Source organism: Rivihabitans pingtungensis (assembly GCF_003201855.1).
Classification (GTDB): Bacteria; Pseudomonadota; Gammaproteobacteria; order Burkholderiales; family Aquaspirillaceae; genus Rivihabitans; species Rivihabitans pingtungensis.
In genome coordinates this window covers 70,010-95,170 of sequence record NZ_QJKI01000002.1, presented here as the reverse complement: position 1 = coordinate 95,170, position 25,161 = coordinate 70,010, and the positions used below count along the sequence as shown (strand labels likewise).

Here is a 25,161-nt window from a genome sequence, read left to right as displayed (position 1 = left end):
CAAGCGCTCAGGATGCCTCGGCGGACATCGGCGCATTGTCCAGCCATTGCACGCCGGGCAAGGCACTGTGACGCACCGCCTGACACAGCGCGGCGATGGCGTTGCGCCGGTAAAACTGCTTGCGACAGGCCAGCACCACCCGCCGGGTGGGGGCGGGGGCAGCAAACGGCACAATGCCCAGCAAAGCCTCATCCCCCGGGCCCACCGAGGTCACTGGCATCACGGTGATGCCCACGCCACTGGCCACCATATGGCGGATGGTGGTCAAGGAGCTGCCCTGCAGGGTTCGTGACAGTGCATGACCACCCGGCGCTGCCGGCTGCTGCAAGCGGTCGCACAGCGCCAGCACCTGATCACGAAAACAGTTGCCCTGAGTCAGCAGCAGCACGCTTTCATTGGCCAGCTCAGCCGAGCTGATGGTTTTGCGCTTGGCCCAGGGATGGGTTCTGGGCGTAGCCACCACAAAGGGCTCATCGTACAGGGGATAGGTGACCACGCCAGGCTCGTCAAAGGGTTCGGCGACAATCACCGCATCCACCTCGCCGCGCTTGAGCATGTCGGCCAGCCGGGCGGTGTAGTTTTCTTCCAGGTAGAGCGGCATATCCGGCGCCAGCTCGCGCAGGGCCGGAATCAGCGCCGGCAGCAGATACGGCCCGATGGTGAAAATCACCCCCAGGCGGAACGGCCCGACCAGCTCGTTTTTCAGCTCGCTGGCCAGGGTTTTGATCACCGAGACTTCTTCCAGCACCCGCTGCGCCTGCTCGATGATGCGCTCGCCGGTGTCGGTGACGGTGATTTCATTGCTGCCGCGCTCGAACAGGGTGATGCCCAGTTCTTCTTCCAGCTTGCGCACGGCAATGCTCAACGTGGGCTGACTGACAAAGCAGGCCGCCGCCGCCCGGCCAAAGTGGCGCTCGCGCGCCACGGCCACGATGTAGCGCAATTCGGTGAGAGTCATCCGCGCGAATCCGGCAAGACGATATTCACTTCCAGGACTTCCAGCTGATCCTGACGCTCCAGCTGCACCTTGATGTTTTCTGCCGACACGGCGACGTATTTGGAAATCACCGCCAACAGCTCTTTTTGCAACGCTGGCAGATAATCGGGCGTGCCGGTGCGGCCATTGCGCTCATGGGTGAGGATAATCTGCAAACGCTCATGCGCCACGGCTGCCGACTGTTTTTCCATGCTGCGTCCCAGCCAGCGATCAATCAACGACATGGTCAGCCTCCAAAAAGGCGCTTGAGCAGGCCAGGCTTGGGCGGTGCATCCAGAAAGCGCATCGGCAGTTCGTCGCCCATGAAACGGCTCACCACATCCTGATATGCCTGCGCCACATCAGTATCGGCCTTGTGGATCACCGGCACGCCTTCATTGGAGGCCAGCAGCACCGCCTGGGATTCAGGCACCACGCCAATCAGCGGAATGCACAGGATGTCGCAAATGTTTTCAACTGATAGCATTTCGCCCTTGTCCACCCGCGCCGGGGCATAACGGGTGATCAGCAGATGTTCCTTGATCGGCTCTTCGTTGCGCTCGGCGCGGCGGGACTTGCTGGCCAGAATACCCAAAATGCGATCAGAGTCACGCACCGACGAGACTTCCGGATTGGTGACCACCAGGGCCTCATCGGCGTAATACAGCGCCATCAGCGCACCGCTTTCGATGCCGGCTGGCGAGTCGCAAACAATATATTCAAATTCTTCGGCCAGTTCGGCCAGCACCTCACCGACACCTTCACGGGTCAGTGCTTCTTTATCGCGGGTTTGCGAGGCCGGCAGCACAAACAGATTGTCGCAGTGCTTGTCCTTGATCAGGGCCTGATTGAGCTTGGCTTCCTTGTTGATGACATTGATGAAGTCATACACCACGCGGCGCTCGCAGCCCATGATCAGGTCGAGATTGCGCAAGCCGACGTCAAAATCGATCACCACGGTGCGATGGCCCTGCAAGGCCAGGCCAGTAGCGAAATTGGCGCTGGTAGTGGTTTTACCGACGCCCCCCTTACCCGAGGTCACTACAATAATTTTTGCCACGGTATTTTCCTGAACGTTGAACGTTTCTGCTGGCTGGCGCGCAAGCACGCGGCAAGCCCCTTCACGGAGCCCTGTGTGCTCGCGCGGCACGCGCAGTTTACACACAGTATTTCAGGATTTCGAGCGCGGCTCAAAGCCATATTGCACAAGGCTTTGCTCAAGAGTTCACGATTAAGTAGATTTACTTAGAAAATAAGCAAGACGCATGAGAAAGCCCGGTTTTCCGGCCACATCCTCAAGGAGAGGCGCCCGCAGACACCACATCGTGACCCCCGGTCAGGGCCACGGTAGAGAAATGGTTTCCGCTACACTCAGCCCGACACCGCCATGGCCGCCAGCACCAACTTGCTGCCATCCAGCGACACCTGCACGGCACGCTCATGCAGCGTCTCCGGCAGGTCTTCTTCCAAAGTACGATACACCCCGGCAATCGACACCAGCTCGGCAGCCATCTGCTGCATGAAAATCCGCGCATCGACATTGCCGCGCGCACCGGCCAATGCCCGGCCACGCATGCGGGCATACACATGGATATCGCCATCGGCAATCAACTCGGCGCCAGGGCTGACAGCAGCCAGCACCACCAGATTGCCATCCCGGGCATACACCTGCTGGCCGGCGCGCACCGGACGATCCACCACCAGGGTTTTGCCCGTACAGCCTAGCCCACCACCCGACACTTGCGGCGCGGGCTCGGGCTCAGCCGCCACGGGCTCAGGCAAGGATTCGGGTACGCTGACGGGTTCGGCGGGTTCAGCAACAGGCGCGGATGGGCGTTCCAGCTTGGCCGGAAACCACCCCCAGCCCAGCGCCCGCGCCTGCTCGCCCACGGCGGCGCTGCTGTGGCGCACGCCGATGATGCGCACCCCCTGGGATTGCAACAGTTCACACAGTTGCGGCAGAGCATCGGCCACGCTGTCATCCAGCGCCGACACATCCAGCAGAAAAGGTTCGCTGGCAAACGCCTTCGGTCGGCGCGCCAGCCGTGCCGACAATTCGTTGCGGAGCAGTTCAGGGTCGGCTGAACGCAACAGCAGGGACAGCACATCCAGCGAGGCGGATTTGATATCAAGGACAGACAGGGAATGGGTGGCGGTCATGGTGTGAACGGTCGCTCCCGGAAACAGGACACCGATGGCATGGGCACATGGCGCCGGGCCGGGCGGGAGCACTGGCAAGCAAGCATGGGCACACCTTCTGTCGGTCGTCAGGTGAAGACCAGTCAGCCCACGCCAGCGCAGGACCCAGTGCGATGACGAATGGCTCAACCGGTCAGGAAATATGGAAGATGAGTGTACCCGCTGGCCGGGTCTGCTTCAAGGCGGGCAAACCCTGCCCTCCCAAGCAAAACTGGCGCATTCCGCCCGCTTGTCAGTCACACAGAGGGATGGCTGCTGTAGCGCGCAAAACCATAGTCATGTGACAAAAACTTGTGACCAACTGTTGCAACTGAATAAAAATCCAATAAAAAATAGCCACTTGCCCAATGTTGCAGCGCAACAAAACACTTGACGACAGTTTCAGAATGCAGTAATCTTCAACTCAGGATGCTGCAACGCAACATCACGATCGATTCCAGGCGGACACGCAGCAGACGGCGGTACACTTCGTCCTGGCACATCCACCGGAAGACGAAGACAACACCAACCTTGACCACGCGAAAGGAAGCACCATGTTCAACAACAACGAGCAACTGAAGTCCCTGAGCCAAGCCCAATTCGACAAGGCCGTGCGCCTGTCCAACATCGTGCTGGCCAGCGCCGAACGCTTTGCCAACCTGCATCTGGAACTGTCCAAGAAGCTGCTGGCTGACCAAGCCGCCACCACCAAAGCCCTGGTGGAACTGAAAGATCCGAAGGCCGTGCTGGAATATCAAGCCAGCCTGGCACAACCGGGCATCGACCAAGCCTTCTCCGTGGCTCGCTCGGTGTACGACGCTGCCCTGCAAACCCAGACCGACATCCAGTCCTTCGTGGAAGAGCAAGTGCTGGAATTCAACAAGCAGCTGTGCGCCAACCTGGACAAAGTCACCAAGAACGCGCCGGCCGGTTCCGAAGTGGCCATCAACGCCGTCAAGAACATGCTGACCTCGGCCACCGCCGCTTACGACAACGTGACCCGCACCGCCAAGAAAGTCGGCACCGAACTGGCAGAAGCCGGCGTTGAAGCCGCTGCCAACTCGGCCAAGGCCGCCAGCGCCGCCGTGGCTCGCACCGCCGCCGCCGCCAAGAAGTAATTCAAGCAGGACCCGCTGAGTCAAGGTTGCGGCGCCGTTTCGCATCGGCGCCGCGCACCATGACCGCACACAGAATTTCGCCCCATGGCCCCCGCCGATGGGGCTTTGTTTTTTGGCGCTGGCCACCAAGTGGCGGCGCGCCAACACGCCGCCGCTCACCGAAGAAGCATTACCCGCGCAAGGCGCGCGCAGCGTCCAGGGCAAAATACGTCAGCACGCCATCCGCCCCGGCGCGCTTGAACGCCAGCAGGCTTTCCAGCATGCAGGCGCGCTCGTCCAGCCAGCCATTTTGCGCGGCGGCCTTGAGCATGGCGTACTCGCCCGACACCTGATAGGCAAACGTCGGCACGCCAAACTGATCCTTCACCCGGCGAATCACGTCCAGATACGGCAGCCCCGGCTTGACCATCACCAAATCCGCGCCCTCGGCCAGATCCATCGCCACCTCGTGCAGCGCTTCATCGCTATTGGCCGGATCCATCTGATAGGTTTTCTTGTCCGCCTTGCCCAGATTGCCCGCCGAGCCCACCGCATCGCGGAACGGGCCGTAGAACGCCGAAGCGTATTTGGCGGCGTAGCTGAAAATGCGGGTGTGAATATGGCCATGCGCCTCCAGCGCCTGACGCAAAGCGCCAATCCGCCCGTCCATCATGTCCGACGGCGCCACCATATCCACCCCGGCCTCGGCATGACACAAAGCCTGCTTGACCAGAATCTCGGTGGTGATGTCGTTCAGCACATAACCGTGCTCATCAATCACCCCATCCTGACCATGGCTGGTGTAGGGATCCAGCGCGCCATCGGTAATCACCCCCAACTGCGGAAACTCACGCTTGAGCGTGCGCACCACGGTGGGCACCAAGCCCTCTGGATTGCACGCCTCCATGCCATCCAGCGTCTTGCCCGACTCGATCACCGGAAACAAAGCCAGCGCCGGAATCCCCAGCTTGACCGCCTCCTCCGCCGTGGCCAGCAAGCGATCCAGACTCTGCCGCACCACCCCCGGCATCGACACCACCGGCTCCTCACGCCGCTCGCCCTCCAGCACGAACACAGGGTAAATCAAATCATCCGCCGTCAGCGTGTGCTCACGCATCAAACGACGGGAAAAATCATCACGCCGCATGCGACGCATGCGGGTAGCGGGAAAACTGCGGGAAACAGGGATCATGACGCGTCCAGACAAACAATCAACACCACGCCCACCCCAAGGGCAGACGCACGAAAATACAGTCACTCACACCGCGTGAAACCGCCGCCAAGGCAGCGTAACCAGGCGCGGGAAAGACTCGCCCGACGGCAATAGGTTCGACAAGACAATAGACGGGCAGCGTGGCCCACCAGCCTCAGTGCGCTGCGACGTAAACATGAGGAAAGGAAACACGCAACACGCCGCCCAGGTCTATTCACGGCACGGGCCGCAGCGCCCCACCGGTTTTTTGGGCCCCATAAAGCCCGCTGAGCATCGCAGGAAACCGGGGGGCTTTTCGCCACGGCTAAGCGGCGGCGCAGCCGACGCGCCATTCCGTGGCGGCCCCGGTTTTCGAGAAGCGCAAGGAACCACCGTCGCCGCAGGCGGCGGACAGGCGGGCGTCCTGGGGTCGCCTTTCTTTGCCTACTTTCTTTGGCGAAGCAAAGAAAGTAGGTCGGCCGCGGGACGAACTCCCGCCCAAAATCAGCCCCGCGCGACAGCGCGGCTCAACACACACAAGCACTCACACCCAATAACTACTCTTCTTCATCACCAACGACGTCACATGCATCAAGCCCTTCACCGGCAAAGGCAACTTCGCCGCCCCCAACTCATGCGCCGTCTCGGCGTGCCGCACCTCATCCTCACGCATCTGACTGACAATCGCCCGGCTCTTGGCATCCTGCGCCGGCAAACTCTCCAGATGCTCGTTCAGATGCGCCTCCACCTGATACTCGGTTTCCTCCAGAAACCCCAAGTTCCACTTATCGCCCAGCAAACCCGCCGTCACCCCCATCGCCAGCGAACCGGCATACCACACCGGATTGAACACGCTCTTATGCCCGCCCAACTCGGCAATGCGGCGCTCGGTCCAGGCCAGGTGCTCGGTTTCCTCCCACGCCGCCTGCTTGAGCGCCTCGCGCGCCGCCGGGTCGCGCGCAGTCAGCGCCTGGCCCTGATACAAGGCCTGCGCGCACACCTCGCCGCAATGATTGATGCGCATCAAACCCAGCGCATGCCGGCGCTCGGCGTCGCTCATCTCGGCCTCTTCCAGCCCGTCATCCGGGTAGGCGCGCAAGGTGGGCGCCGGCGCCAGCAAGGTGCGCAGGCCTTTATCGAACTCGGTAATCAGCAGGTCGAGCATGGTGTTTCACTTTCTCCACAAGGACGCCAGGATTATACCCCCGCCCCCTGCGCGCGGTGGGCGAGCTGTTATATAATCTGGCCGGATTTTGACCCATAACAACCCGAATACTACGACTGGAGAGCCCCATGATTCTCGACCGCGTCCCCGCTGGCAAGGATATCCCGAACGACTTTAACGTCATCATCGAAATCCCGGCCGCCGGCGCTCCGATCAAATACGAACTGGACAAGGACACTGGCGCCATGTTCGTTGACCGTTTCATGGGCACCGCCATGTTCTACCCGGCCAACTACGGCTATGTGCCGCAAACCCTGTCGGAAGATGGCGATCCGGTGGACGTGCTGGTGGTCACCCCGTTCCCGCTGCAAGTGGGTGTGGTGGTGCGCTGCCGCGCGCTGGGCGTGCTGAAGATGGAAGACGAATCGGGCATCGACGCCAAGCTGGTGGCCGTGCCGGTGGAAAAACTCTGCCCGATGTACAAGGACGTGCAAAAGCTGGAAGACCTGCCGGAACTGCTGCGCGCCCAGATCAGCCACTTCTTCGAGCACTACAAAGACCTGGAAAAGGGCAAGTGGGTGAAGGTTCAGGGCTGGGACGGCATCGACGCCGCCAAGCAAGAGCTGCTCGACGGCGTGGCCCGTTATAAATAAAGGCAGCGCACAGCCAGCCTGAAAAGCCAGCCTGCCGGCTGGCTTTTTGTTTGGGCGGCGCGCCGTGCAAACAAAAAGCCAGCGCACACGTCATTACAACCCACGGTCAAAATCCGGCTACACTACACACACCATGAGCACCCTCACCGACCTCAAATACCTGAAACAGGTGGTGGAAACTGCGCTGCTCACCGCGCAGGAGCCACTGTCGGTGCACGACCTCAAGCGGCTGTTCACCGAAACCCTCACCAACGGCCTGCTGTACGAAATGGTCGAAGAGATTCAGGCCGACTGGCAGGGGCGCGGCATTGAGCTGGTCAAGCTGGCGTCGGGCTGGCGGTTTCGCGCCCGCGCCGAGTTTCAGCCCTATCTGGCCCGGCTCAACCCGGAAAAACCGCCGCGCTACTCGCGCGCCGTGATGGAAACCGTCGCCATCATCGCCTATCGCCAGCCGGTCACCCGAGGCGATATCGAAGCCATTCGCGGCGTCAGCGTGTCGTCGTCGGTGACGCAAACGCTGACCGAACGCGGCTGGATTGAAGTCATCGGCCATAAAGAAGTGCCAGGCCGACCCGGCCTGTACGCCACCACCCGGAAATTCCTGGACGACCTGGGCCTGGCCAGCCTGAAAGATTTGCCGCCGCTGGCCGATCTGGGCAGCCTGGTTGTCCCCGAGAAAGCAGAAGAACCCCAAGATGTCGAAAGCCAAACCGAGTAACGCTGGCGGCGCCCGCCAGCCGGTGTCGCGCACCCGCCGCGACCAACCGCAAGCCCCGCGCACGCCCAAGGGCGCGCAGGGCCGCAGCCTGCCGCGCCATCCGGCCGATGAATTCACCACCCGCAAGCCGCGCACCCCGCTGACCGGCAAGCCCGCCCCGCAGGGCGCGTCCGCCCCCCCTGGCGCCCGCCGCCCGGTGGCCGACGGCGCCCAGGCTCAGGACGGCGTCAGCCAAACCCCGCGCCCGCCGCGCGCTGGCAAGCCGTCTGGCCCCAAGGTGCAACGCGCGCGCAAGATGGCGCAGCGCCATGGCTCGCAAAAAGCCGAAAAAATCTCCCGCGAGCTGCGCGACAAGCGCGTGGATGTCTCGCACATCACCGAAATCCGCCTGCAAAAAGCGCTGGCGCAAACCGGCATCGGCTCGCGCCGTGATATGGAAGAACTCATCGCCGCCGGGCAAGTGGAAGTCAACGGCAAGGTGGCCGAGCTGGGTTGCAAGATCACCCCGGACGACAAAGTGCGCGTGCAGGGCAAGGCGGTGTACATCAAATGGCCGGATCGCCTGCCGCGCATCATCATCTACCACAAGCAAGAAGGCGAACTGGTCACCCGCGACGACCCGGAAGGCCGGGTGACGGTGTTTGAGCGCCTGCCGCAAACGCGCAGCAGCAAATGGGTGGCGGTGGGCCGGCTGGACTTGAACACCAGCGGCCTTCTGGTGCTGACTACCTCGGGCGAGCTGGCCAACCGCATGATGCACCCCAGCTTTGAAGTCGAGCGCGAATACGCCGTGCGCACGCTGGGCGAGCTGACCCCCGAGCAAATGCAGCAGGCCACGCGCGGCGTGGAGCTGGACGACGGCCCGGCGCACTTTCAGCATATTTCCGAGCAGGGCGGCGAAGGCGCCAACCACTGGTACAAGGTGATTCTGCGCGAAGGCCGCAACCGCGAAGTGCGCCGCCTGTTCGAGCACTTTGGCCTGACCGTCAGCCGGCTGATCCGCGTGCGCTTTGGCAGCCTGCACCTGCCCACCCGCCTCAAGCGCGGCCAGTTTCACGAGCTGGACGAAGCCGAGGTGCTGCTGGTGCTGAAATGGGCTGGCCTGGGGCTGACCGGCCAGCAAAAACCCTGACCCTACCCTCTGGCGCGAACCCACCATGAGCAAGGCCTTCACCCGCGAACAAGACGCTGACGACGACGATGCGCTGCCCGCCGAACAGCAACTGCCAAAAAGCAGCAAAAACTACCTGACCCCGGCCGGCTGGCAGCGCATGAAGGATGAGCTGTATCACCTGGTGCACCGCGAGCGCCCGGAGATCGTCAATATTGTCTCCTGGGCGGCCTCCAACGGCGACCGCTCGGAAAATGGCGATTATCTCTACGGCAAGAAGCGCATGCGCGAGATCGACCGGCGCATCCGCTTTTTGACCAAACGCCTGGAAATCGCCGAAGTGGTGCATTCCGCCGGCCGCGACAGCGAGCAAATCTTTTTTGGCGCCACCGTCACCCTGCTGCGCGGCGATGGTCAGGAGCAAACCGTGGCGATTGTCGGCGTGGACGAAATCGACCTGCCGCGCAACCGCATCAGCTGGATTTCACCGCTGGCGCGCACCCTGCTGAAGGCGCGCGAAGGCGACACCGTGGTGTTGCGCGGCCCGGAAGGCGACGAAGACATCGAGATTCTGGAAGTCCAATACCTGGCGCTGGACTGAACGGGCGCGCCCTTGATGATCATCTGGCCGGCGCAGCGAAAGCTTATCTTAATCCCGCACACGCGCCGCCCCAGGCGCCCATCAACCCATCTCACCACGCCGCAGCACATGCCCCAAGAGCGCGCGCAGCCGCGCCGGGCGCACCGGCTTGCCCAGCCATGCCCAGCCGGCGGCTTCGGCCTCCTGGCGCACTTCGGCGCTGCGGTCGGCGGTGATCAGCGCGGCGGGGATGTTTTGCCCCAGGTGCTGGCAGATGCGGCGAATGGCCTCGCTGCCGGTGGCGCCGTCGTCCAGATGGTAGTCGGCCAGGATGGCGTCCGGGGTCAGGCCGTGGGCGTCCAGCAGGGTGAGGGCGGCCTCGGCGCTGCTGGCGGCCAGGGTTTGGTAATCCCAGTCTTCCAGCAGGGTGACCATGCCTTCCAGAATGGCCGGGTCGTTGTCGATCAGCAGCAATAAGGCGTCGCCGGTTTGCGCCGGGTGGTTGGCGCTGGGGGCGTCGTCGTGCGGGGCGTCAAACTGCACCGCCGCCGGGCGGCCATACGGAATATCAATGGCAAAGCACGAGCCCTGGCCGGGGATGGAGCGCACATACAGCCGGTGTTGCAGCGCGCGCGCCAGCCGGTGGACGATGGCCAGGCCCAGGCCCATGCCCTTGTTGCACATACTGCTGTGCTCGGACAGGCGCACGAACTCGCCAAAGATGGTGGGCAATTTTTCTGGCTCGATGCCCGCGCCCTGATCCCATACCCCCACGCGCACGCCGCCGTCGATGCGTCGGCAGCCCAGCAGCAGGCTGCCATGGCGGGTGTAGCGGATGGCGTTGGACAAAAAGTTGCGCAGCACCCGGCCCAGCAACACCCAGTCGCTATGCACCACCGCCGCGCAGTTGTGCAGGCGCAGGCTCAGCCCGCGCGCCTCGGCCAGCGGGGCGAACTCGGTGGCCAGTTGGTCCAGCAGCGCCGCCACCGGAAAGTGGCGCATATCGGTTTCCACCGCGCCGGCATCCAGCCGGGAGATTTCCAGCAGGGTGTTGATCAGGTCGTCCACCGCCTCCAGCGAGGCGCCGGCATTGTCGGCCAGGCGGGCGGCGTTGGGCGGCAGCGGTTGGCCGGCCAGCGAGGCCAAAAACAGCCGGGCGGCGTTCAGCGGTTGTAAAAGATCATGGCTGGCGGCGGCAAAAAAGCGGGTTTTGCTGCGCTGGGCTTCTTCGGCGGCGTGGATGGCCTCTTGCAGGCGGCTGTTGGCGTGGCTGAGCTCAATGGTGCGCTCGGCCACGCGCTGCTCCAGTTGTTCTTTGGAATGCTCCAGCGCGCGGGCGGCGCGGCGGATATCGGTGATGTCCTGAATCAGGGCAAAAAAGCCCAGCACGCCGCCGTGGTCGGGGTCGAAGTGCGGAATAAACGTCGCCTTGGCGAATTCAATATTGCGCCGGGGGGCGGGCAGCTCCAGCTCAAACACCGAGGCGCGGCCTTCCAGCGCGCGCTCGACATAATGCCGGCGGCCGTCAAACAGGCGCGGGCCCAGCACTTCGCGCATGGGGCGGCCGTTGATTTCGCTGCGCGGGATGCCAAACCAGTCTTCGTAACCCTGATTGGTGAAGCGGTAAATCTGCTGGTTGTCCACATAGGCAATCAGCGCCGGCAAGGCGTCGGTGATCAGGCGCATCTTGGCTTCGCTGTCGCGCAGCGCCTGCTCGGCGGCCTTGCGCTCGCTGATGTCGGTGTAGGTCATGGCAAAGCCGCCATTGGGCATCGGGTTGTATTGCACTTCCAGCGTGCGCCCGCGCGTGCCGGCCATTTCCAGCGCGCCAGACAAGGGGCAGCACAGCGTGCGCTCGCGCGGGCTGATGCGCTTGCCCACCGCCAGCGCCTGCGGCGACAAGCCCACCAGATCAGAAAAACGGTGATTCCACGCCAACAGCGCGCCATGGGCGTCGAACACGGCAATGCCCTGGCGGATGCTGTTGAGCGTGGCTTGCAGCAGCAGCGAATGCGCGGCCAGATCGCTTTCGCGCAGGCGCATTTCCTGGCGCTTGATGTCGGTGATGTCGGTGTAAATGCCCACCCGGCCGCCGTCGCCGGTGCGCCGCTCGCTGATGCGCTGCCAGGTGCCGTCGGCCATCGACAAAATCAGGCTGCCTTCGGGTTCGCGGTGGTAGGCGACGCGGCGTTGCAGCCAGCCAAACGGGTCGTCGCGCGCTTCCAGCACGCCGCCGTCGCTGACCACGGCGGCGACAAAATCCTCAAAATGCAGGCCGGGGCGAATCATGCCGCGCTGATTGGGAAACAAATCCAGAAAACGGCGATTGCAGCGCGCCAAGGTGTCGTCCGGCTGCCACAGGGCAAAGCCGTCGGCAATGGTGTCCACCGCCACATCCAGCCGGCCTTGCGCGGTTTCGGCGGCGCGCTTGGCCTGGGTCAGGGCAAAGTTGGCCGCTTCCAGCTCGGCCATGGCCTGCTCCAGCGCGCGGGTGCGCTCCTGAATGCGGTGCTCCAGCTCAACCGCCACCTGAAAAAAAGTAAACGAGTTGCCATTGTCGGCCAGGCCCTGCTCCACCCGGCGCATCAGCGCGGCGTTGATTTTTTTCAGTTTGGCGTTTTCCCGCTCCAGGGCGGCCAGACGCAGCGCGTCGCCGTTAACGTCGTTCATGCCGGAAGTCCGTATCCGATGGCAATGCCGGTAAAAGTCTGGTTGACATGCATGGCGTTGAATTGCTCGCCATAGGTGTTAAAGCCCACCACATGATTGGCGGCCAACAGGGCCGACAGCCGGGCGCGGGTGGCGCTGTCGTGCTCGGCCAGGGTGCGCAAAATACAGTCGCAGCCCAGCACAATCTGCAAGGGCCCCAGCCGTCGGCGCAGGCCATCAAAGGTGCGCGCCAGATTGCTGACCACGTCGTGGGCGCGGGTGCCCGACAGCACCAGGCCTTCGTCGATGGCGCAAAAAAAGCTCAGGCTCAGGTCCGGGTTCACCCGCTGAATCGAACGCACATAGGGCACGCCGCCCACCTGCAACACCAGGGGGTGCGCGGCAAACGCCTGCGGGGTGAGTTTTTCCGGGGCCAGGCCCAAGAGCCGGGCGTATTCGGCGGCGGCCGGCTCGGCGTTGATTTCGGTGACGATGCGCCGGTCGGCGTCGGCCTCGGTGACCACCACCCGCTCGCCGTAACCCGCCGCGTGTTCGGATTTGAACACCTCGAACGGATGCGGCGTGCTCACCAGCACCAGCGCGGCGGCGGCGCTGACAAACTGGCCGTCGATCAGTACGGCGGTGCGCTCAAAGCGCATATTGTCGCCGGCCGAGCCGCCAAACATCGGGATGTCGCCCAGCGCGCGCGACAGCCGGCTGGCCACTTGCTCTTCGCGCGCGGACAGGCCATCAATCAACAGCAGGGCAAAGGTGCGCCGCTCTATGGGAAACGGCGAGCGCACGCCCAGTTGATGGCGCGCACCCATGGCCACGCCCAGCGCGTCCGACAGGCTCATGCCAGCCAGATCGTCAATGCGCTGGGCCACCGCGCAAAAATCCGGCGCGGCAAAGCTCACTGCCGAAATCGAATGATGTTGATAACCGCCGGGGCCAATTTCGCCGGCCGTGGTGCAGCCCACCACCAGGGTGTCGGCAAAGCGCCGGTTCAGCGCCGCCGCCAGCGCCTCGGGCGGGTAGTCGGGTGAGGCAAAGATCAGCACCAGGGTGCTGTCGGCTTGATCGAGCTGAGCGTGCAGCTCGTCCACAGCAGCGTCAACGTCGGCCAGGGTGGTGTGGCCGCGCCGCACGCGCGGGGCGAAGTTCATGATGGCGTGTCTCCTCGCGCCTGCCGCCCCCGATCGGGCGCCGGGGTGTCTGACAAACGGTCGGACCATTTTGCCCGCCCCCCCGACGAAAGTCGAATGGGCAGCGCCCTGGCTTTTGCCCACGCTGAATGTTTGTTGTTGGTTTGCACAGGAGCATCGCCATGCGCCGGTTTTCTCTGATTGCCTTGCTGGCCGTGGGCCTGGCTGGCTGCGCCCAGCTGGCCGCGCCCGAGCTGCCGCCGCCGCCCGCCGGCTACCGGCTGAGCCACTACCGCGCGCCCACCCCGGCCGAGCTGCCCGGCGCCCAGCGGGTGGACGCCCGCCAACTGGCCGCCCGGCTGCAAACGGCGCCGCGCCCGCTGTTGATTGACGTGCTGCCCGCTGGCCGCTTGACCGACAGCGACGGCGTCAGCCACTGGCTGCCCAATGCGCCGCGCCGCAACCTGCCCGGCAGCGTGTGGCTGCCCAATGTCGGCCACGGCGAGCCCGAGCCGGCCATGGCCGACTGGTTTGCCCGCGAGCTGGCGCGGCTGAGCGCCGGCAACCGCGACGCGCCGCTGGTGTTTTACTGCCTGCGCGATTGCTGGATGTCGTGGAACGCCGGCAAGCGCGCGCTGGCGCTGGGCTACCGCCAGGTGCTGTGGTTTGCCGACGGCAGCGACGGCTGGCAAGACGCCGGCCTGCCGCTGGAAGACGCCGCGCCGCTGCCCTACACGCCGCCGCGTTGACCCGCGCCGCGCGGCGCTCATGCCCGCTGGCGCGGCCGGTAACCGCGAATGGCCAGCGCCAGCAACACCGCCGCGCCCGCCAAGGTCACCAAGGCCGGCTCCAGCGCCAGTTGGCCATACAGGGCAAAGCGCAGGGTTTCCACCGCCGAGGAAAACGGATTCACCGCGCACACCCAATACAGCCAGACGCTGGATTCCTGCATTTTCCATAGCGGGTACAGCGCGGTGGACAAAAAGAACACCGGGAACACCACAAAATTCATCACCCCGGCAAAGTTCTCGATCTGGTTCACCCACGACGAAATCAACATCCCCGCCGCGCCCAACAGTACGCCCGTGATCAACAGCGCCGGAAACACCCAGATAAAACCCATCCACGGAATATCCACGCCCCACAGCCGGGCGATCAGCAAAAAGCCATACACCTGCACCACCGACACCACCACCCCGGCCAGCAGCCGGCAGGTGAGCAGCCAGGACAGCCGGTGCGGGCTGGTCAGCAGCACGCGCATGCTGCCCATCTCGCGGTCGTAGACCAGCGACAGCGAATGCTGCATGCCGTTGAACAGCTGGATCATGCCGACCAGGCCGGGGGTGATGTACACGTCGTAGGTGATATAGGTTTCGTAGGGCGGAATAATCGACAAGCCCAGCGCGGCGCGAAAGCCCGAGGCAAACACGATCAGCCAGATCAGCGGGCGCACCAGCGCGCCAAAAAAACGCGAGCGCTGCTGCCAAAAGCGCAGCAATTCGCGCCAGACAATCGCGCCCAGCACGGTCAGGGCCACAGGCATGCGCTGTCCTCCTTGCCAGTCTGGCGGTCAAACCATTGCGCCAGCGAATCACATTCGGCCTGGGCGGTCAGCTCGCCGGCCACGCCGCTGGCCAGTAGCCGGCCCTGGTGCAACAGGGCGATATGGTCATCGGCGCGCACTTCGTCAATCAAATGGGTGGCCCACAGCACGGCCAGGCCTTCTTCCCGCGCCAGCCGGTGCACATGCTCGACCAAAAACCGCCGCGCCGGCATGTCCAGACCGACGGTGGCTTCGTCCAGCAGCAACAGACGCGGGCGGTGCAGCAGGGCGCGGGCGATTTCCACCCGGCGGCGGTGGCCGCCATTGAGCAGGCGCACCCGCTCGTGCCGGCGCTCGACCAGCGCCATGCGCTGCAATTCGGCGTCGATGCGCGCGCGCCGCTCGCTGCCGCGCAGGCCATGCAGCGCAGCAAAATACGCCAGGTTTTGCTCGACGGTGAGATCCAGGTCCAGCGTCGGCTGCTGAAACACCACGCCCAGCCCGGCCATGGCCGGGGCGGACAGAGTTTGGCCAAACAGCTCAATCGCCCCGCTCTGGCAGGCCAGCAGCCGGGTAAGCAAGCCGTACAGCGTGCTCTTGCCGGCGCCGTTGGGCCCCAGCAACACGCGAAACTCGCCGGGCGCCACATTCAGGCTGACGCCATCCAGCGCCAGCCGCGCGCCGTAGCGGTGGCTGAGCCCGGCAATATGCAAGGCTGGCGTGCTCATGGCTTGATCGCCACGCCCCACGGATAACGGCCAGTGGCAATCGACTTGACCACTTTCAGGTTATCCACATCGATCACCGACACATCATTGCTGATGCCATTGCTGACCCACAGCTGTTTTTCATCGCCGGTCAGCGCGGTGTGCCACACCCGGCGGCCGACCAGCAGGTATTTGATTGGCGCATAGGTTTTGGCGTCCACCACCGCCACATGGTTGGCCGGGCCCAGCGCCACAAAGGCATAGCGGCCGTCGCGGGTCAGGCGCATGCCCACCGGCTGGATGCGGTCTTTGGGGATGCCGGGAATGGCAAAGCGGATGGTGTGAATGCGCTTGCGGGTGGCCACATCAATCACCGACACGGTGCCGCCGACTTCCGAGCTGACCCACAGCAGCTTGCTGTCGTCAGTAAAGCGGGCGTAGCGCGGGCGCTGGTCCACCAGGGTGTTGTCCACCAGCTTGCGGGTGCGGGTGTCGATCCAGTGCACCATATTGGTGGTTTCCGAGGTGTTCACCGCCCAGCGGCCATCCGGGCTGACCGCCATGCCTTCCGGCTCGACGCCGACATCCACCTGGCCGGCCACCTTGCGGCTGGCGATGTCGATGATGGTCACCACATTGCTGTCTTCGTTGGCCACATACAGCTGCTTGCCGTCCGGCGACAGGGCAAACTGCTCGGGGTCTTCGCCCGAGGGCAGGTTGTGAATCACCTTCAGCGTGGCCAGGTCCATCACCTGCACGGTGTTGTCGTCGCTGGCGCAGATATACAGCTGCGTGCCGTCCTTGGACAGGGTGATGCCGCGCGGGCGCTTGCCCACCGGCACGGTTTTCAGCACCTTCATGCTGACGCTGTCGATCACCGACAGGGTGTGGTCTTTTTCATTGGACACATACACGGTGTCGGCCAGCGCCGGCAGGGCGGCAAGCAGGGCGGCGCAATAGGCCAGGCGGGGGAATACAGTCATCAATTGGCTCCAGTGCGTCAGGAAAAACACCCCACACGCGGTGGGAAAATCACCATCAAGGCTTGCACTTCACTTCCGGCGCATCAAAACCCAGCGTGTCCAGATCGCTGCTGGGGTGCAAAAACCCCTCTTGCGGCGACAGGCTGACCAAGGCGCGCGGCTGGGCAATCAGCATCGGCTGGCGCAATTCGCCGTTCCAGGCGCGATAGCTCAGGCTGCGGCCCTTGAACGCCGCCAGCTCGAATTCCGGGCTGCGGATATAGTCGCGCAACACCTTGGCGTCGCCCGACTGGGTGCGCGCGGCGGCCTCGCCCACGCTGCGCACCGCCGCCCAGCCGGCGTAATCCGCCGCCTGCATCGGCCGCTTGGCGTAGGCGCGGAAGCGGTTTTGCAGCTGCACCGCGCCCCATTGCTCGGCGCTGGCGTGCCAGCCGGCGGCCACCAGGCCCTGGGTGCCGGCCACCGGGCGCGGCAGCCAGGTGCGATACAGGAAATAATCGCCAAAGTCGCCGCGCTCGTCGGCGACAATCATCACATCGTGCTCGGCCACCTGGGTAAAGGTGGGCACTTCGGCCTGGGCGGTGCGGCGGGCGTCGTGGCTGTAGCGCCAGGCTTTTTCGCCAACAATCTGCCCGCCAAAGCGCTTGGCCGCGCGGCGCACCGCGGCAGCGTAGGCGGCGTCTTCCGGCTGCGGGCCGGTCACCAGAAACCATTTTTTCCAGCGCCGCGCCACCAGATACTGCGCCAGCGCGTCGGCCTGCATCGCCCGGCCGGGCAGGGTGTGCAGCAGATTGGGCCGGCAGCGGCTCTGGCGCAGCGCATCGTCGGCGGCGCCGGCGTTAAACCACAGCACGCCCTCCTGGCCCGGCTGCTTGAGCAGGGTTTCCAGCGTGGCGGCCGGCAAATTGGCCACCACCAGCCGCGCCTTGGTTTTGTTCAGCCGCGCCAGCCACTCGCTGGCCGGCGCGCCCACCGGCAACTGAATGCTGTGCAGCTGAAAACGCTGCTGCAGGAATTTGCCGGTGGAGTCATTGTCGCGGATGCCCAGCTCCACCCCGGCGCGCCCCAGATCCGCCGGCGGCGGCTCCAGATTGGCCAGCGTGGCGACCGGCGGGCGGGTTTCTTCCAGGTAGGCGATGTCCACCGTGGTCAAGGCCCAGGCGGACGAAGCCGCGCAACACAGCGCGGTCAGGGCAAGATGAAACGGTCGCAACAGCATGGGCGCGCTCGACAAATGGGGATGCTCTGATTGTGGCAGGCTGGGGATGGCTGTCTATTCGACTAAGGTGGGGGACGGCGGAGTGGCTTGCGCCGACAAATGACATGGTGTTTAAATCCAGGGGACCTTGCGCCTCACGCGCGCCCGGCTTGCCCGCCCACGACTGACCTTAGCGACCGACTCACCATGATTATTGCTGCCGAAGCCGCCAATGCGTTTATCCATGGCTATTCCCACATCTTGCAGCAAATCCACGCTGAATCTGGCCAGCCACAGCCCACACAGGATATGCATATCTACCAGTTGCTGATGATGGCCCGAAACATCTATATGCACACCCCCAGCCTGCTGGATCAAGCCTTGGCCACCCTGCAAGCCACAGGACAACTGCCGCCTGAAGACGTGGTCGAGGCCGTGCGCCAGCTGCGTGTCTCCCAGTGGGTTTACCTGAAGGACACCCGCTATTACTCGGTATTTATGCACCCCACCGAGCAAGCCGCGTATGCCGTACAAGGCCTGACAAATCGGCTGCGGGAGATCATTGGCGGCACTGGAGCGCTGATTGAAGTCGGCATGACGTCTTATGCCGGCCACTACATCAGCGATAGCCTGATAGCCAAGGTGGTGTGGCTGGGCCCGCAGTACAAGCGCGAGCTGAACGAGAAGCTGGCCCAGCTGCGCCAGGCCGGGCATTTTTACGCCCAGCCCACCAGCCACTGACGCCCAGGCAGGCAAAAACATCCGCGACTGCCACTGTCCATCCCACCAAAGTATCCCCCACCAAGGGCGGATGGCCGCCGCAGGCGATTTGCCGGTAGAACGCCTCTTATAACAACATGCCCGACGCGCGCGCGTCGCACGCATACGCCGCGCCCAGCGCGGCGATGAGGAGAGAAACCGATGCATTCGTCCGCCCCGCCTGCGGCGCCGCCGCGCGCCGCGCTGCCCGAGCACCTGCAAGACGCCTGGCGCCGTTGCCAGCGCGCCGGTTTGCAGCCCGACAGCCCGCTGCCGGCGCAGCCAGACAGCGACAGCGCGCTCTACGCCCTGCGCCAGCGCCATCGCAGCCTGCTGCGCGCCGCCTCGCCGCTGATGGCGCGGCTGGCCCGCCAGCTGACCGACTGTGGCAGCGCGGTGCTGTTGTGCAACGCCGACGGCGTGGTGCTGCACCGGCTGGGGCCACCGGCGTTTCTGGACGAATTGGCCCGGCTGGGCCTGCATGCTGGCGCCGACTGGCGGGAAAGCCGCTGCGGAGTGAACGCCATGGGCAGCGCGCTGGCCGCTGGCCGGGCGCTGACCGTGCACGGCCCGGAACACTATCTGCACGCCCTGCGCCAGCTGACCTGCGCCGCCGTGCCGCTGGCGCTGCCGGGCGGCGCGCGCGCTGGCGCGCTGGGCATTGTCGGCCCCTGTCGCCACCGCCAGCCGCACACCCTGGCGCTGGTGCAGCTGGCGGCAAACGAAATCGAACTGCGGCTATTGGACGACACCCCCGGCGGCGCCTGGCTGTTGCAATTGCGCGACGACGACGAGCAAGACTGTCGGCTGGTGTTTGCCGACGACGGCCGCTGGCTGGCCGGCTGTGGCGAAGGCCGCGGGCGCTTTGCCGCGCTGGGCGCGCCAGACGACGCCCGGCATTTTGAACAGCTGTTTGCCGCGCCCTTTGAATGGTGGACCCAACTGGCCCGCCGCGCGCCCGAGCGCCGCCAGCCGCTGCAAGACCAGCTGGCGCGCGACTGGCGCGGCTGTCTGCGCCCGCTGGCGGCCGGCGGCGACGACGTGTTTGCCCCACCGCCGCCCAGCCATGGCCTGCCGCGCCACCTGTTGGCGCTGACCGGCGGCGACGCCCGGCTGGACGCCGCCGCCCGCCGTGCGCTGCGCCTGGTGGGCAAGGACATTCCGCTGTTGATCGAAGGCGAAACCGGCACCGGCAAAGAAGTGTTCGCCCAGGCCTTTCACGCCAGCAGCCCGCGCCGCGACGGCCCGTTTGTGGCGGTCAACTGCGCCGCCATCCCGGAAGGCCTGATCGAATCCGAACTGTTTGGCTATGAAGACGGCGCCTTTACCGGCGCGCGGCGCAAGGGCCACGTTGGCCGCATTGCCCAGGCGCACGGCGGCACGCTGTTTCTGGATGAAATCGGCGACATGCCGCTCAGCCTGCAAGCCCACCTGCTGCGCGTGCTGCAAGAGCGCGAAGTCACCCCGCTGGGCGCCCAGCGCGCGCAAACCGTGGACATCGCCGTGGTGTGCGCCACCCACCGCGACCTGCGCCAGGCGGTGGCCGACGGGCGTTTTCGGGAAGATTTATATTACCGCCTGGCCGGCGTGCGCGTGCGCCTGCCGGCGCTGCGCGAACGCAGCGACCGCGCCGAACTGTGCCAGCGCCTCTTGCTGGAAGAAAACCACGGCGAAGCCGTGGCGCTCAGCCCGGCGCTTTGCCAATGGCTGGACACCCACCCCTGGCCGGGCAATCTGCGCCAGCTGCGCAGCGTGCTGCGCTCGGCGCTGGCCAGCCGCGAACACCCGGACGACGCGCTGGACCTGCGCCACCTGGACGAAGACGCCCCCAGCCCACCGCGCCTGCACCTGGCCCCCAGCCCGGACGGCCGGCTGGCCGACATCGAACAACGCGCCATCCTGCACACCCTCAGCGCCTGCGCCGGCAATATGTCCGCCGCCGCCCGCCAGCTGGGCATCAGCCGGGCCACGCTGTACCGGCGGCTGCGCGGGGCGGCGGCGTAGGGCTCACCCACACCGCCAGCTTGCTTCACCGCCGTTTTACCCATACGCGGATAGCATCGCGCCCAGGCCGGAAAAACCCCGCATGGCCATTTTGCGGGGTTTTATGTTCTGCACGAGCCTATCCGCACACCTCAAAAAAGCGACGATAGGCCTATCGTCGCTTTTTCTTTTTACGTCAGTTGGTTACTGCATGGCCATCGCCATCTCCTCACCGCCACGCACTCGCCAACCACCACTGCGCATACCGCGCCACGCCCTCCTCCACGCTCAGCATCGGCTGTGCATAGCCCGCTGCGCGCAGGGCGCTGATATTGGCTTCGGTAAAGCTTTGGTATTTGCCTTTCAGCGCTTCCGGAAAGTCGATGTATTCCAGCACGCCTTGTTCCACCAGTTCGGCCAGGCTGAGCGCGGCTTGGCCTTGGTGTTGGCGGCAGGCGTTGACGGCGGCGACGGCGACGTCGTTAAACGGTTGGGCGCGGCCGCTGCCCAGGTTGAAGATGCCGGAGCTTTCCGGGTGGTCCAGAAAGTGCAGGTTGACCTTCACCACGTCTTCCACCGAGACAAAGTCGCGCATCTGGCCGCCGTTGGGGTAGCCGTCGTAGCCTTCAAACAGTTTCACCTTGCCGGTTTGCAGGTATTGGTTGAAGTGATGAAACGCCACCGAGGCCATGCGGCCTTTGTGTTGTTCGCGCGGGCCGTAGACGTTGAAATAGCGAAAACCCACCACTTGCGCGCGGCGTTGGTCAAAGCGGCGGCGCACCACTTGGTCGAACAGAAATTTCGAGTAGCCATACACGTTCAGCGGGGCTTCGTGTTCGCGTGATTCGCTGAACACCCGGCCAGCGCCGTAGACGGCGGCGCTGGAGGCATACAGCAGCGGCACGCCGTGGTCCTGACACCAGTCAAACAGGTCCAGCGTGTACTGATAGTTGTTGGCCATCATGTATTTGCCGTTGTGCTCCATGGTGTCGGAGCAGGCGCCCTGGTGCAGGATGGCGCGCAGTTTGCCGGTGTAGTCGCCGGCTTTCAGGCGGGCGAGAAAGTCGTCTTTGTCCAGGTAGTCGGCGATGTCGCAGTCCACCAGGTTGCGGTATTTGGGGCCGTCGGTGAGGTCATCGACGGCGATGATGTCGGTGTCGCCGCGCAGGTTGAGCGCCTTGACCAGGTTGGAACCAATAAAGCCGGCAGCGCCGGTGACGACGAGGGTCATGGGGGTAAGCTCCAGAGTTTCGGGCGGCGTCAGGCCGCAAACAGTTCCTGTTGGTCCACCACGGCGGTGCCCAGCTTGGCCACCACGATGCCGGCGGCGGCGTTGGCCAGGTGCATGGCGTGCGGGCGGCTCAGGCCGGCGGCCAGCGCCAGGCCCAGGGTGGCAATCACCGTGTCGCCCGCGCCCGACACGTCAAACACTTCGCGCGCCAGGGTGGGCTGGTGTTCGGCGCCGTCGGCGTCGAACAGGCTCATGCCTTCTTCGCTGCGGGTGACCAGCAGGGCGTCGAGTTGCAGTTGCTGGCGCAGCGTCTGGGCGCGTTGGGCCAGGTCGGCTTCGTCGCGCCAGCTGCCGGCCACTTGGCGGAATTCGCTTTTATTGGGGGTGAGCAGGGTGGCGCCGGCGTATTTGCTCCAGTCGTCGCCCTTGGGGTCGATCAGCACCGGCTTGCCGGCGGCGCGCGCCAGCTCGACCATGCGGGCGACGTGGGTGAGGCCGCCCTTGCCGTAGTCGGACAAAATCACCACGTCGTGCTGCGCCAGGCGGGCGGCAAAGTCGTCCAGCTTGTCGGCCAGGATTTCGTGGCTGGGGGCTTCTTCAAAGTCGATGCGGATCAGTTGTTGCTGGCGGGCCACCACGCGCAGCTTGGTGGTGGTGCTGATGCTGGGGTCGCGGCGCAGCGAGGTGGCGATGCCGTCGCGCAGCAGCAGGGTTTCCAGCGCGCTGGCGGCTTCGTCGTCGCCCACCACAGACAGCAGGCTGGCCTGGCCGCCCAGGGCGGCGATATTGCGCGCCACATTGGCCGCGCCGCCGGCGCGTTCTTCGATGCGGGTGATTTTGGCCACCGGCACCGGGGCTTCGGGGGAGATGCGGTTGACTTCGCCAAACCAGTAGCGGTCTAGCATCACGTCGCCGACCACCAGCACGCGGGCGCCGGCCAGGCAGGCGGAAAGGTCGGCACAGTTCAGGGACAGGGTTTCAAGCAGGCTCATGCAATACTTTCAGGGGCGGCCAATCGCGTGGTATTCCAGCCCGGCTTCGCGCACGCTGGCCGGGTCGTACATATTGCGGCCGTCAAAAATGGCCGGGGTGCGCAGGCGGGCTTTGAGGTCGGCAAAGTCCGGGCTGCGAAATTCTTTCCATTCGGTGACAATCGCCAGCGCGTCGGCGCCGTCCAGCGCGCTCTGCATGCTGTCGGCAAAGCGAATGCCGGGGCGGCCAGCCAGCACGCGGGCGGCTTCGTCGCGCGCCACCGGGTCGTAGGCGGCCACCGTGGCGCCGCGCGCCAGCAGGGCGTCGATCAGCGTCAGGCTGGGCGCTTCGCGCATATCGTCGGTGTTGGGCTTGAAGGCCAGGCCCCACAGGGCAAAGCAGCGGCCGGTGAGGTCAGCGCCAAAGCGGGCGATGATTTTGTCGGCCAGCCGGCGCTTTTGCGCGTCGTTGGCGGCTTCGACGGCGCTGATCACCCGCAGCGGCAGGCCGTGTTCGTCGGCTGTGCGCGCCAGGGCTTTGACGTCCTTGGGAAAGCACGAGCCGCCATAGCCGCAGCCGGGGTAGAGAAAATGGTAGCCAATGCGCGGGTCAGAGCCAATGCCCTGGCGGACTTTTTCAATATCCGCGCCCAGCGCTTCGGCCAGGTTGGCCAGCTCGTTCATGAACGAGATGCGGGTGGCCAGCATGGCGTTGGCGGCGTATTTGGTCAGCTCGGCGGAACGCACGTCCATGACGATCAGCCGCTCGTGGTTGCGCTGGAACGGCAGGTACAGCCGGCGCATCAGTTCGGCGGCATGGGCGTCGTCCACCCCCACCACGATGCGGTCCGGGCGCATAAAGTCGTCAATCGCCGCGCCTTCTTTGAGAAACTCCGGGTTGGACACCACGCTGAAGGCGATGTCGGCGCCGCGTTCGGCCAGGGTGGCGGCCATGGCGTCGCGCACGCGGTCGGCGGTGCCCACCGGCACGGTGGATTTGTCCACCACCACGGTAGGGCGCTCGATATGGCGGGCAATGCCGCGCGCGGCGGCCAGCACATATTGCAGATCAGCCGAGCCGTCTTCGTCGGGCGGGGTGCCCACGGCGATAAACTGAATCTCGCCAAAGCGGGCGGCGGCGGCCACGTCAGTGGTGAAGCTCAGCCGGCCGGCGGCGGCGTTGCGGCGGATCATGTCTTCCAGGCCGGGCTCGTAAATCGGCACGCCGCCGCCCTGCAACAGGGCGATTTTGGCCGGATCGACATCCAGGCACAGCACCTGATTGCCGACTTCGGCCAGACACGCGCCAGTGACCAGGCCCACATAGCCGCTGCCAATCACCGAGACTTTCATTGCGCGCCTCTGGCTTGCGCCACTTCGGCGTTAATGCGTTGCAGCACGGCAAACGGCTCGTCGGCGCGGGTGATCGGCCGGCCAATCACCAGATAGTCCGAGCCGGCGGCGATGGCGGCGCTGGGGGTCATCACCCGGCGCTGGTCGTCGGCGGCGGAGTCGGCCAGGCGGATGCCGGGGGTGACCAGCTTGAACGCCGGGCCGCGCTCGCCGCGCAACAGCGGCGCTTCTTGCGCCGAGCACACCACGCCATCGGCGCCGCTGGATTGCGCCAGCGCCGCCAGCCGCGACACTTGCCCGGCGGGGTCGGACAGGCCGATTTCGGCCAGATCGCTGGCGTCCATGCTGGTCAGCACGGTGACGGCAATCAGCAGCGGGCGGGCGGACTGGGTGTCCAGCGCCTCGCGCGCGGCTTCGATCATGCGCCGGCCGCCGCTGGCGTGCACGTCCACCATCCACACGCCCAGGTCGGCGGCCACCTTGCAGGCGGAGGCGACGGTGTTGGGGATGTCGTGGAATTTCAGGTCGAGAAACACCTCAAAACCGCGCGCCACCAAGGTTTGTACCAGATGCGGGCCGGTGGCGGTGAACAATTCCTTGCCCACTTTCAGCCGGCAGCTGCCCGGCTCCAGCCGGGAAATAAATTCCAGCACCGAACGTTCATCATGAAAATCCAGCGCGACAATCACCGGAGACACCGTCGCCAGCGGCGACGGCAGATCAACAAAAGGATTCATGCCCAAATTCCTGTGTGGCGTTGCCTGACAACGCCGCCGGCGCCCGCTGGCGGCCCACGCGCATAGCGTGGCCGACAGGGTTGACAAAGTGATGACAGCAGCGCGCCCGGCGCTCACCGGCGCGCTGCCCAGACCCGCGCAAGGATGACCTGCGCGGGCAATGGTGTGATTCAGGCCGCCTGCACCGCCAGGCAGCGCAGGCAAGCCGACAGCGACAAGGCCGCGCCACCGT

At 65.0% G+C, this 25,161-nt stretch carries 24 protein-coding genes; 8 read left to right on the top strand and 16 right to left on the bottom strand.

The window, feature by feature from the left end; genetic code table 11:
- Positions 1 to 7: 7 nt before the first annotated feature.
- The 4 genes from DFR34_RS02375 to minC all read right to left on the bottom strand — a co-directional run bounded on the left by DFR34_RS02375 (position 8) and on the right by minC (position 3,136).
- Positions 8 to 958, bottom strand: a complete 951-nt coding sequence (locus DFR34_RS02375; RefSeq protein ID WP_110389565.1) for a LysR substrate-binding domain-containing protein — start codon at positions 956 to 958, stop codon at positions 8 to 10.
- A complete protein-coding gene (gene minE, locus DFR34_RS02370; protein WP_110389564.1) occupies positions 955 to 1,221 on the bottom strand; it encodes a cell division topological specificity factor MinE in 267 nt (88 codons plus the stop codon). The genes DFR34_RS02375 and minE overlap by 4 nt, the downstream gene beginning before the upstream one ends.
- Positions 1,222 to 1,223: 2 nt before the next feature.
- On the bottom strand, positions 1,224 to 2,036 hold the full coding sequence (gene minD / locus DFR34_RS02365; protein ID WP_110389702.1) for a septum site-determining protein MinD: 813 nt from the start codon (positions 2,034 to 2,036) through the stop codon (positions 1,224 to 1,226).
- A gap of 311 nt (positions 2,037 to 2,347) precedes the next feature.
- Positions 2,348 to 3,136 (bottom strand): septum site-determining protein MinC, encoded by a 789-nt coding sequence (gene minC, locus DFR34_RS02360; RefSeq protein WP_110389563.1) that lies wholly within the window; start codon positions 3,134 to 3,136, stop codon positions 2,348 to 2,350.
- Positions 3,137 to 3,708: 572 nt separating this feature from the next.
- Between minC and DFR34_RS02355 the strand changes: the two genes are divergently transcribed.
- Positions 3,709 to 4,272 carry a phasin family protein gene (locus DFR34_RS02355; RefSeq protein ID WP_110389562.1) on the top strand — a complete coding sequence of 188 codons (564 nt, stop codon included), beginning with the start codon at positions 3,709 to 3,711 and terminating at the stop codon, positions 4,270 to 4,272.
- A 169-nt stretch (positions 4,273 to 4,441) separates the two neighbouring features.
- Here the strand turns inward: DFR34_RS02355 and hemB are convergent, their stop codons facing one another.
- Positions 4,442 to 5,443: a porphobilinogen synthase gene (gene hemB, locus DFR34_RS02350; RefSeq protein WP_110389561.1), complete on the bottom strand. Its 1,002-nt coding sequence runs from the start codon at positions 5,441 to 5,443 to the stop codon at positions 4,442 to 4,444.
- A gap of 544 nt (positions 5,444 to 5,987) precedes the next feature.
- Positions 5,988 to 6,608, bottom strand: a complete 621-nt coding sequence (gene coq7 / locus DFR34_RS02340; RefSeq protein WP_110389559.1) for a 2-polyprenyl-3-methyl-6-methoxy-1,4-benzoquinone monooxygenase — start codon at positions 6,606 to 6,608, stop codon at positions 5,988 to 5,990.
- Between the two features lie 128 nt (positions 6,609 to 6,736).
- Here coq7 and ppa point away from each other — a divergent pair, with 128 nt between their 5' ends.
- From ppa to greB, 4 genes are all read left to right on the top strand, one after another.
- Positions 6,737 to 7,261 (top strand): inorganic diphosphatase, encoded by a 525-nt coding sequence (ppa, locus tag DFR34_RS02335; RefSeq protein WP_110389558.1) that lies wholly within the window; start codon positions 6,737 to 6,739, stop codon positions 7,259 to 7,261.
- 133 nt (positions 7,262 to 7,394) lie between these two features.
- On the top strand, positions 7,395 to 7,979 hold the full coding sequence (gene scpB, locus DFR34_RS02330) for an SMC-Scp complex subunit ScpB (RefSeq protein WP_110389557.1): 585 nt from the start codon (positions 7,395 to 7,397) through the stop codon (positions 7,977 to 7,979).
- Positions 7,957 to 9,111 carry a 23S rRNA pseudouridine(2605) synthase RluB gene (gene rluB, locus DFR34_RS02325; protein ID WP_110389556.1) on the top strand — a complete coding sequence of 385 codons (1,155 nt, stop codon included), beginning with the start codon at positions 7,957 to 7,959 and terminating at the stop codon, positions 9,109 to 9,111. Before scpB ends, rluB begins: the two co-directional genes overlap by 23 nt.
- A gap of 25 nt (positions 9,112 to 9,136) precedes the next feature.
- Complete coding sequence (greB, locus tag DFR34_RS02320; protein WP_110389555.1) at positions 9,137 to 9,691, top strand: transcription elongation factor GreB; 555 nt, start codon at positions 9,137 to 9,139, stop codon at positions 9,689 to 9,691.
- Between the two features lie 81 nt (positions 9,692 to 9,772).
- Here greB and DFR34_RS02315 read toward each other — a convergent pair whose 3' ends face one another.
- Together DFR34_RS02315 and nosP are read right to left on the bottom strand one after the other, a co-directional pair.
- Positions 9,773 to 12,340 carry a hybrid sensor histidine kinase/response regulator gene (locus DFR34_RS02315; RefSeq protein WP_110389554.1) on the bottom strand — a complete coding sequence of 856 codons (2,568 nt, stop codon included), beginning with the start codon at positions 12,338 to 12,340 and terminating at the stop codon, positions 9,773 to 9,775.
- Entirely contained in the window at positions 12,337 to 13,485 is a 1,149-nt protein-coding gene (nosP, locus tag DFR34_RS02310; RefSeq protein WP_110389553.1) for a nitric oxide-sensing protein NosP, read from the bottom strand. Before nosP ends, DFR34_RS02315 begins: the two co-directional genes overlap by 4 nt.
- Before the next feature lie 161 nt (positions 13,486 to 13,646).
- Here nosP and DFR34_RS02305 point away from each other — a divergent pair, with 161 nt between their 5' ends.
- A complete protein-coding gene (locus tag DFR34_RS02305) occupies positions 13,647 to 14,213 on the top strand; it encodes a rhodanese-like domain-containing protein (protein ID WP_110389552.1) in 567 nt (188 codons plus the stop codon).
- Between the two features lie 17 nt (positions 14,214 to 14,230).
- On the opposite strand, the gene pedC is transcribed toward DFR34_RS02305, so the two are convergent.
- From pedC to pedA1, 4 genes are read right to left on the bottom strand one after another with little or no spacing between them, the layout of a single operon-like run.
- Entirely contained in the window at positions 14,231 to 15,007 is a 777-nt protein-coding gene (gene pedC, locus DFR34_RS02300; RefSeq protein ID WP_110389551.1) for a lanthanide ABC transporter permease protein PedC, read from the bottom strand.
- Entirely contained in the window at positions 14,992 to 15,735 is a 744-nt protein-coding gene (gene pedB / locus DFR34_RS02295) for a lanthanide ABC transporter ATP-binding protein PedB/LutE (RefSeq protein ID WP_110389701.1), read from the bottom strand. Before pedB ends, pedC begins: the two co-directional genes overlap by 16 nt.
- On the bottom strand, positions 15,732 to 16,697 hold the full coding sequence (locus DFR34_RS02290) for a YVTN family beta-propeller repeat protein (protein ID WP_110389550.1): 966 nt from the start codon (positions 16,695 to 16,697) through the stop codon (positions 15,732 to 15,734). The genes pedB and DFR34_RS02290 overlap by 4 nt, the downstream gene beginning before the upstream one ends.
- 55 nt (positions 16,698 to 16,752) lie before the next feature.
- Positions 16,753 to 17,916 (bottom strand): lanthanide ABC transporter ABC transporter substrate-binding protein PedA1, encoded by a 1,164-nt coding sequence (gene pedA1 / locus DFR34_RS02285; RefSeq protein ID WP_110389549.1) that lies wholly within the window; start codon positions 17,914 to 17,916, stop codon positions 16,753 to 16,755.
- A gap of 186 nt (positions 17,917 to 18,102) precedes the next feature.
- Between pedA1 and DFR34_RS02280 the strand changes: the two genes are divergently transcribed.
- Together DFR34_RS02280 and DFR34_RS02275 are read left to right on the top strand one after the other, a co-directional pair.
- Positions 18,103 to 18,636, top strand: coding sequence for a hypothetical protein (locus DFR34_RS02280; RefSeq protein WP_110389548.1), 534 nt, complete (start codon positions 18,103 to 18,105; stop codon positions 18,634 to 18,636).
- A 180-nt stretch (positions 18,637 to 18,816) separates the two neighbouring features.
- Positions 18,817 to 20,658, top strand: coding sequence for a sigma-54-dependent Fis family transcriptional regulator (locus tag DFR34_RS02275; protein WP_110389547.1), 1,842 nt, complete (start codon positions 18,817 to 18,819; stop codon positions 20,656 to 20,658).
- A 208-nt stretch (positions 20,659 to 20,866) separates the two neighbouring features.
- Here the strand turns inward: DFR34_RS02275 and rfaD are convergent, their stop codons facing one another.
- From rfaD to pyrF, 4 genes are read right to left on the bottom strand one after another with little or no spacing between them, the layout of a single operon-like run.
- Positions 20,867 to 21,868 (bottom strand): ADP-glyceromanno-heptose 6-epimerase, encoded by a 1,002-nt coding sequence (gene rfaD, locus DFR34_RS02270; RefSeq protein WP_110389546.1) that lies wholly within the window; start codon positions 21,866 to 21,868, stop codon positions 20,867 to 20,869.
- Positions 21,869 to 21,897: 29 nt separating this feature from the next.
- A complete protein-coding gene (rfaE1, locus tag DFR34_RS02265) occupies positions 21,898 to 22,860 on the bottom strand; it encodes a D-glycero-beta-D-manno-heptose-7-phosphate kinase (protein ID WP_110389545.1) in 963 nt (320 codons plus the stop codon).
- Between the two features lie 9 nt (positions 22,861 to 22,869).
- Complete coding sequence (locus DFR34_RS02260; protein ID WP_110389544.1) at positions 22,870 to 24,192, bottom strand: UDP-glucose dehydrogenase family protein; 1,323 nt, start codon at positions 24,190 to 24,192, stop codon at positions 22,870 to 22,872.
- The gene (pyrF, locus tag DFR34_RS02255) at positions 24,189 to 24,929 is read right to left on the bottom strand and encodes an orotidine-5'-phosphate decarboxylase (RefSeq protein ID WP_110389543.1); all 741 of its coding nucleotides are present in this window, start codon (positions 24,927 to 24,929) and stop codon (positions 24,189 to 24,191) included. The genes DFR34_RS02260 and pyrF overlap by 4 nt, the downstream gene beginning before the upstream one ends.
- Positions 24,930 to 25,161 lie beyond the last annotated feature (232 nt).

Coding starts and splice junctions, on each gene's coding strand:
- DFR34_RS02375 (WP_110389565.1), bottom strand. CDS start 958: ATGACTCTCACCGAATTGCGCTACATCGTGGCCGTGGCGCGCGAGCGC.
- minE (WP_110389564.1), bottom strand. CDS start 1,221: ATGTCGTTGATTGATCGCTGGCTGGGACGCAGCATGGAAAAACAGTCG.
- minC (WP_110389563.1), bottom strand. CDS start 3,136: ATGACCGCCACCCATTCCCTGTCTGTCCTTGATATCAAATCCGCCTCG.
- DFR34_RS02355 (WP_110389562.1), top strand. CDS start 3,709: ATGTTCAACAACAACGAGCAACTGAAGTCCCTGAGCCAAGCCCAATTC.
- hemB (WP_110389561.1), bottom strand. CDS start 5,443: ATGATCCCTGTTTCCCGCAGTTTTCCCGCTACCCGCATGCGTCGCATG.
- coq7 (WP_110389559.1), bottom strand. CDS start 6,608: ATGCTCGACCTGCTGATTACCGAGTTCGATAAAGGCCTGCGCACCTTG.
- ppa (WP_110389558.1), top strand. CDS start 6,737: ATGATTCTCGACCGCGTCCCCGCTGGCAAGGATATCCCGAACGACTTT.
- scpB (WP_110389557.1), top strand. CDS start 7,395: ATGAGCACCCTCACCGACCTCAAATACCTGAAACAGGTGGTGGAAACT.
- rluB (WP_110389556.1), top strand. CDS start 7,957: ATGTCGAAAGCCAAACCGAGTAACGCTGGCGGCGCCCGCCAGCCGGTG.
- greB (WP_110389555.1), top strand. CDS start 9,137: ATGAGCAAGGCCTTCACCCGCGAACAAGACGCTGACGACGACGATGCG.
- DFR34_RS02315 (WP_110389554.1), bottom strand. CDS start 12,340: ATGAACGACGTTAACGGCGACGCGCTGCGTCTGGCCGCCCTGGAGCGG.
- nosP (WP_110389553.1), bottom strand. CDS start 13,485: ATGAACTTCGCCCCGCGCGTGCGGCGCGGCCACACCACCCTGGCCGAC.
- DFR34_RS02305 (WP_110389552.1), top strand. CDS start 13,647: ATGCGCCGGTTTTCTCTGATTGCCTTGCTGGCCGTGGGCCTGGCTGGC.
- pedC (WP_110389551.1), bottom strand. CDS start 15,007: ATGCCTGTGGCCCTGACCGTGCTGGGCGCGATTGTCTGGCGCGAATTG.
- pedB (WP_110389701.1), bottom strand. CDS start 15,735: ATGAGCACGCCAGCCTTGCATATTGCCGGGCTCAGCCACCGCTACGGC.
- DFR34_RS02290 (WP_110389550.1), bottom strand. CDS start 16,697: ATGACTGTATTCCCCCGCCTGGCCTATTGCGCCGCCCTGCTTGCCGCC.
- pedA1 (WP_110389549.1), bottom strand. CDS start 17,916: ATGCTGTTGCGACCGTTTCATCTTGCCCTGACCGCGCTGTGTTGCGCG.
- DFR34_RS02280 (WP_110389548.1), top strand. CDS start 18,103: ATGATTATTGCTGCCGAAGCCGCCAATGCGTTTATCCATGGCTATTCC.
- DFR34_RS02275 (WP_110389547.1), top strand. CDS start 18,817: ATGCATTCGTCCGCCCCGCCTGCGGCGCCGCCGCGCGCCGCGCTGCCC.
- rfaD (WP_110389546.1), bottom strand. CDS start 21,868: ATGACCCTCGTCGTCACCGGCGCTGCCGGCTTTATTGGTTCCAACCTG.
- rfaE1 (WP_110389545.1), bottom strand. CDS start 22,860: ATGAGCCTGCTTGAAACCCTGTCCCTGAACTGTGCCGACCTTTCCGCC.
- DFR34_RS02260 (WP_110389544.1), bottom strand. CDS start 24,192: ATGAAAGTCTCGGTGATTGGCAGCGGCTATGTGGGCCTGGTCACTGGC.
- pyrF (WP_110389543.1), bottom strand. CDS start 24,929: ATGAATCCTTTTGTTGATCTGCCGTCGCCGCTGGCGACGGTGTCTCCG.